At 54.4% G+C, this 6,000-nt stretch carries 10 protein-coding genes; 2 read left to right on the forward strand and 8 right to left on the reverse strand.

The annotated features are described in order from the left end of the window. Window positions 1-221: 221 nt before the first annotated feature. Complete coding sequence (locus B3Y70_RS01865; protein ID WP_226538144.1) at window positions 222-395, forward strand: hypothetical protein; 174 nt, start codon at window positions 222-224, stop codon at window positions 393-395. A 114-nt stretch (window positions 396-509) separates the two neighbouring features. Here B3Y70_RS01865 and B3Y70_RS01870 read toward each other — a convergent pair whose 3' ends face one another. The 6 genes from B3Y70_RS01870 to B3Y70_RS01895 all read right to left on the reverse strand — a co-directional run bounded on the left by B3Y70_RS01870 (window position 510) and on the right by B3Y70_RS01895 (window position 4,202). Further along, a complete protein-coding gene (locus B3Y70_RS01870) occupies window positions 510-1,136 on the reverse strand; it encodes an SCO family protein (protein WP_053113916.1) in 627 nt (208 codons plus the stop codon). 17 nt (window positions 1,137-1,153) lie between these two features. After that, a complete protein-coding gene (locus B3Y70_RS01875; RefSeq protein WP_008173648.1) occupies window positions 1,154-1,510 on the reverse strand; it encodes a DUF3703 domain-containing protein in 357 nt (118 codons plus the stop codon). Between the two features lie 57 nt (window positions 1,511-1,567). Beyond that, the gene (locus B3Y70_RS01880; protein WP_008173647.1) at window positions 1,568-2,290 is read right to left on the reverse strand and encodes a cytochrome c biogenesis CcdA family protein; all 723 of its coding nucleotides are present in this window, start codon (window positions 2,288-2,290) and stop codon (window positions 1,568-1,570) included. A gap of 81 nt (window positions 2,291-2,371) precedes the next feature. Then, window positions 2,372-3,049, reverse strand: a complete 678-nt coding sequence (locus B3Y70_RS01885; protein WP_008173644.1) for a DsbA family protein — start codon at window positions 3,047-3,049, stop codon at window positions 2,372-2,374. Further along, window positions 3,046-3,480 (reverse strand): disulfide bond formation protein B, encoded by a 435-nt coding sequence (locus B3Y70_RS01890; RefSeq protein ID WP_008173641.1) that lies wholly within the window; start codon window positions 3,478-3,480, stop codon window positions 3,046-3,048. The genes B3Y70_RS01885 and B3Y70_RS01890 overlap by 4 nt, the downstream gene beginning before the upstream one ends. Then, window positions 3,477-4,202, reverse strand: a complete 726-nt coding sequence (locus tag B3Y70_RS01895; protein ID WP_008173639.1) for a cation diffusion facilitator family transporter — start codon at window positions 4,200-4,202, stop codon at window positions 3,477-3,479. The genes B3Y70_RS01890 and B3Y70_RS01895 overlap by 4 nt, the downstream gene beginning before the upstream one ends. A gap of 69 nt (window positions 4,203-4,271) precedes the next feature. Here B3Y70_RS01895 and B3Y70_RS01900 point away from each other — a divergent pair, with 69 nt between their 5' ends. Then, window positions 4,272-4,679 (forward strand): MerR family transcriptional regulator, encoded by a 408-nt coding sequence (locus tag B3Y70_RS01900; RefSeq protein ID WP_008173636.1) that lies wholly within the window; start codon window positions 4,272-4,274, stop codon window positions 4,677-4,679. Between the two features lie 61 nt (window positions 4,680-4,740). Here the strand turns inward: B3Y70_RS01900 and B3Y70_RS01905 are convergent, their stop codons facing one another. Both B3Y70_RS01905 and B3Y70_RS01910 read right to left on the reverse strand, forming a co-directional pair. Further along, on the reverse strand, window positions 4,741-5,364 hold the full coding sequence (locus tag B3Y70_RS01905) for an SCO family protein (RefSeq protein ID WP_273072755.1): 624 nt from the start codon (window positions 5,362-5,364) through the stop codon (window positions 4,741-4,743). Next, window positions 5,361-6,000, reverse strand: a 640-nt coding sequence (locus B3Y70_RS01910) for a cytochrome c oxidase assembly protein (protein WP_288589105.1), incomplete at its 5' end; no start/stop codon positions are given. The genes B3Y70_RS01910 and B3Y70_RS01905, both read right to left, overlap by 4 nt.

A 6,000-nucleotide genomic window follows, 5' to 3' on the forward strand; every position in this document is an offset into this window, starting at 1 on the left:
TGCCGTTTAGCAATGCCCAATATTGTCCTGCTTCCTTGTAGGACATTGACCATTGAACCAATAAGCTGGATCACCGTCCCGCAGACCGAAACAGCACATAGTTTGCAATCAAAGCCAACAATGCCCCGAGAATGGCAGGCAAAGTCCAAGAAAAGCCACTGGCAGCATCACAAGATCTTGCGCACCAAGGATTACCGCGACGAAGTCTATGAGGAACCCGAGTGGGAAAGAAGGCCATTCCCTGGCATTACAATCACCATATGAACACCAATTGGGACGCCAACTGGTGCGTCACCCGTCCCTGGTTCGACTACATCATGGGGACCCGCATTAAAGCGAACCCGGACCTCGCGGAATGCAACCCTCTCGGAGTGAAGTTACCCACCTTTGTCTAACAACCGTTGAACCGTCTATTTCATCGTCTTTTTGCGTAGTGCAATCATAAATTGTCCGAACCTAAACAAAAGCGAACATTCGAGTCAGAGCTTTCCTCCAGAGCCTCCAGTCATTCAGTAATCCTCTTCAAGCAGGCCAACAAGGTCCTGCCGAATGGATTGAGCGCTTAAATCTTCCGGCCGGATAAGCAGGCGAGGATTACCCTCACGATCAAACACATAGACTGCACCGCTGTGAGTAACGGCATAGTCACCTTCTGCGTCCGGTTCTTCATGCCCGAACGTCGTCCGGTATCGCTGGGTAAGCGTGCGGAGGTCAGAGGCGTTGCCGGTCAGCCCGATGATTTTGTCACCAAAAAAATTGACGTACTCCGCCAGGCGTTCGGGTGTGTCGCGCTGAGGATCGACACTGACGAACAACGTAAGTACTTCCTCCTGATTTTCCGTGCTCAGCCCGCTGACGGCCTGGCTGAGTTTTTGCAGAGCAGTGGGGCAAACATCAGGGCAAGAGGTAAATCCGAAAAACAGCATTCGTACCTGACCACTGTAATCATCGCCTGAAACCCGTGTTCCCTGACTGTCGATCAAATCGAATTCAAGCTTGGGCATCACGCCGCTGATGTCTGTCCCGTGCCAATCCGGCGGATCATCGCCCATGCAGCCAACAAGGAGGATTGCCAGCATCATCAATGCAATGGATGCAAAGCGCTTTGCGTGGTGTTGGAAGCAGGGTTTGATCATCAAGTGGTGTCCTTCAATTACGTGTTGGAAGGATTCTGGTGTCCCAGAACAATCGCCAAGTCTTCCGGCACCGCCATCGGTTCAAATGCGCTGACGTTGGCACGTCCCGTATTGCCGACAGGAACCCGGATTCGTGAAACCAGCAACGCAGCGAAGGCCCGAGCCAGCTGACCGAGAACCTCGCGAGCATCGCGCGCGTGCCAGCCAAGCCGGAGCATGCGCAAATGTGTTGTCGTGTGCGCTAACGCGAACTTCTGGCTCAGAATATGAGCCCGTTCAAGATGTCTGAACGCTGTAGCGACATCGCCCTGATTGTCAGCATCAGCGGCTGCTGCCGGTTCTGTCAGATAGAACGTCTTGAGTTCACTGTTCACTGCTCAGTTCTCCTGCCTTATCGGCCAGCTAAGTTGTGGGCAAAGATTTGCCCGGGATCAACCGAGTCTTCCGAGTACCGGAAATGCGGATAACATCCATGATGCAAACCGGGTCATCTGTCCCGTCAGCACCATTACCCCCATAACAACCAGAACCAGCCCTGCCAGGATTCTCAGTGACTGACTCCAGCGGCTCATCCAGCGCACTCGCGCCCGAAAGTGCTTAATAAATAAAGCCGTTGCCAAAAATGGAATTGCCAACCCCAGCGAATAAACGGCCAGGTACAGCATGCCGGTTTCAGCATTCGCATGGGTGGAACTGAGAGCCAGGATAGCGCCCAATATCGGGCCAATACACGGTGTCCACCCGACGGCAAAGGCCAAGCCGAGAAGGAACGCTGCCGTGGGCCGTCCACCCTCAAGGGTTTGCCCAAAGCGCCAGTCGCGCTGTAACGCGGGCATGCTCCACCAGCCCAGCATAAATAGCCCCATCAGCACAATCAGAATGCCCGCCACCAGATTGGCTTCCTGCCGGTAGGCCATCAGCCACTGACCGAGCAGACTAGCGCTGGCACCAAAAGCGATGAACACTACACTGAACCCAAGGACAAAACAGATACTGAGCCACAGAGATTGCAGTCGACTCGAACGGTCTGTGACAGTGCCGCCCGTAACGACCGATAGATACCCCGGAACCAGCGGCAGAGTGCAGGGTGAGAAAAATGACACCAGGCCGCCAAAAAAAGCAGCCAGCATTCCCCATGTCGCAAGATCTGGCATTTCCGTGAGTCCTCAATTTTCTGAGTTCAGTTGACGGTGGAGGGCATCAAGCCCATCCGTGTTTTGTTCGACACCGGTCGACTATTTCTGTGCGTCTGGGAGCGACTCCTGAACAAGACGAAGTAGCGGTTTGGGACCAAACTCCGTGAGTTGGCGGCCATTCACGAAAAAAGTCGGGGTGCCCCGAACACCGATGGTTTTGACGTCCTGCATGTCCTGATCAAGGATGGCGCTTATCCGTTCGGATTGCATATCCTCACGGGCTTGGGACAGGTCCAGACCGGCTGCCTCGGCCGCTCCCCATGCCTTGGCAACCTTCGGGTCGTCGTGCCAGGCCGGCTGCACCTCCAACACAGCTTCCAGCACCGGTTCATAGACATCTTGCAGGCGAGCTGCTTCCAGAATTCTGGAGACTTCCTCGGAACCCTGATGGAACATTGTGTACCGCAAAACAAGCCGCACCTGGCCTGGATACTCAGCAAGTATCTGTTTCACGATCGGGTAGAACGCCCGGCAGGCTTCGCAGGAGGGGTCGAAAAACTCAACGATGATCACCGGTGCGTCGGCAGGCCCGAATGTGGGCGAATGGAAGCGTACCAATGCTTGTTGGTTCGCGATCGGTTCGGCAGCGGCAACAGACTTTTCGCCGGTGGTGGCCGTTTTTTGAGGCTGCTGGGGCTGTGGCTTGAATAGGACGGCGGCTGAAAAGGCTGCGATCAGCACGAGACACACGACAACAAAGATGGCACGACGATTCATGTATGAACTCTCCGACGGATAAGCAAGAGCAGAATGATGATGGCAACAAAAATGGCCAGCGATAGAAACGGAAGCGGCAGCCCACCAAATATCGTCATTCCGTCACCCGAGCAGGACGGGCCAGTGGCCGTGCAGGGCTGAATGGGTTGTGGAATGAGCCCCACATAAAGCAGTGAGTGGGCTAGAGCGAACAGGGAGCCAATGACAGACAGCGGCATAGCGTAGCGCCAAACGTTAAAATCCGAGTAGTAGCAGGCGACTGCGAGAATCACCGCCAACGGAAACATGAAGGCGCGCTGAAACCAGCACAGAACGCACGGAGCCTGCCCGAGAACTTCCCCGATGTAGATGGCTGAAAGCGAGGACCCCGCCGCCAGTAGCCAGGCTGACAGCAGCAGCCCCCATGGAATCACCCGGTTATTGGTGGTCACCGGGATGGCTCTCTGGATTCATTGGCACAAGTGCTTTGCGAAGAAGAGCAGCAGCTGTTTCCAGCGGTATCGCCTTCATCTTTGCTCGATTTATCGGCGGTTTCAGCCCCACCGGCACGCCATTCCTCCATACCCTCACGGATGACCTGCCAAGCGGAGTGCAGGAATAGCGCAGCAATGGCGAGGCCCACAATGATGTCCGGCCAGAGGGTATTGGTGAGGGCGACCAATCCTGCCGCAATGATTACACTGCTATTGGCGAACAGATCGTTCCTGGAACACATCCAGGTGGAACGCATATTGAGATCGTCCGCACGATGACGGTAGAGCAACACAAAACAAACGCCGTTTGCAAACAGGGCAAGAGCGCCGACAGCGCCCATCCACTCGGCGGCGGGCACTTCCTGTATCACCAGCTTGCGGATGGCATCGGCGACAACAACAAGCCCGAACAACAGCATAAAGCCGCCTTTGAACAAAGCCGCTCCGGCACGCGCGCGACGGCTTCGGTCCAGCACGAACAGTGTCAGTGCATAGACAGACGCGTCGCCAAACATATCCAGCGAATCGCCCAGCAACGCGGTAGAGCTTGCAATCCAGCCGGCGCTGAATTCCACCACAAACATCACTGCGTTGATGGCAAGCGCAATGTAAAGCACCCGGCTTTGGCTCGCTCGCAATTGTGCCAGTTCACCGGCCTTGTTTTCACAGCAGCTGTCCACGACGAACCCTCCTAAAACGTGCAATACATCGATACACTGGTGGTTATAGTAACTATAAGGTCAATAGCGATGAGCGAAAAAAGGAACACGGTCGGTCGGCTAGCTGATGATACGGGCGTTAAGCCCGTGACCATCCGTTATTACGAAAAAATTGGACTGTTGCCGAAAGCGACCCGCTCGGAGTCGGGCTATCGTCTCTACTCCGAAGAGGATCATTCGCGGCTGCTGTTTATTCGACGAAGCCGCGGGCTCGGATTTAGCCTTGACGATATTCGTGAACTGCTTTCACTGGCGGATCGTCAGCAGGAGTCCTGTGCGGGTGTGGACGCCAAAGTTGAACAACAACTGGTTCAAGTGCGCTCTCGACTGAAAGATCTACATGCAATGGAACACGAGTTGGAAAGACTGAGTGCGTGTTGTGACGGCGGAGTTATTATGGACTGCCGAATTATCGAGACACTCTCCGGCTCTGCTTAACCACTTTGTATGTGCCCGCCAACCAGGACTGTCTCAATTCGAGTTGGGACAGTCTATTCAGTCAGGCATCCTCCTGAATAAGAGCAACGAGGTCATGCCGAATTTCTTCTCTACTCAGATCGGGCCGCATTAAGAGGCGGGGGTTACCTTCGCGATCAAATACATAAATCGCGCTGCTGTGTGAGACCGCATAATTTCCATCGGGGTCAGGTTCGTCATAACCGAAGGTTGTTCTATATCGTTTTGCCAGTTCACGAAGCTGGGGTTCTTTTCCAGTGAGTCCTACAATATTGTCACCGAAGAAATCCACGTATTTTGCGAGGCGCTCAGGCGTGTCACGGTTCGGGTCGACACTCACAAACAAAGTGAGCACTTCATCCTGAAGCTTCGGGTCCAGGCCACTGGTTGCCTGATTGAGTTTTTGCAGGGCAGTCGGGCAAACATCGGGGCACGAGGTGAACCCGAAAAACAGCATTCTCACGCGGCCACTGTAATCACTGCCAGACACTAGCTCGCCCTGGCTGTTAATCAGATCGAATTCCAGCTCGGGCATCAGCCCACTAATGTTTTTACCGTTCCAGTCTTCCTCGTCATTTCCAAGGCAACCAGTCAGCAATAGGGATGCTATCAGCGTTAAGGTCGCCGATATGATTTTGGTGCGCTGTCGCCAGAAGCGAGTTCTCATGACGCTGTTTCCTCAAGTTGTTTGGATTGGTTGGTATATTTTCCGTCCTGATGCATGGCTCGCCGGAGCATCAGAAGAATACCAAGGATGCTCATCATGGCTGGAGGAATATAGGTCAGCATGCCGCCCAGAAGCTGGTCGACTTCCGGGTCCAGCGGCCAGGCCCTGCCACAGACTTCGTAAACGTCATAGACCATGTCACGTGAGAACACGATCCACGCCCCAAGAAACATCTGAAGCACACCTGCGGCAGCCAGAACCAACATGCGTCTGCCATACCCCAACGATGAGGTGATCGCAGGCGGTCGCGGGTCGAAGATCAACCACCAGAACAGCAGGCCATCCAGTAACATGCTCCAGTTCATGACCCAGTACAGATCTCGACTGAGCATGGCGTCGAAATGGATTGATGGCCACAGCCAGAAATAAATGAGCCCGACAAACAGGAATAGGGCGATGAAGGGTTGTTGCAGGACTTGATAAACCCAACTCAGAGGCCGGAGCGTGCGCCTCCAGCCTGGGCTGATTTTTTCAAACCAGAACCGCATGACTGGCAAGGGATTGGAAAGCGCGATCAGGATAGGCCCGATGTGATGAAGAATCAGGTGCTGGCCCCGATGGACGAAGAACATGTAT

Source organism: Marinobacter sp. UBA5687, assembly GCF_002420325.1.
GTDB lineage: Bacteria > Pseudomonadota > Gammaproteobacteria > Pseudomonadales > Oleiphilaceae > Marinobacter > Marinobacter nauticus.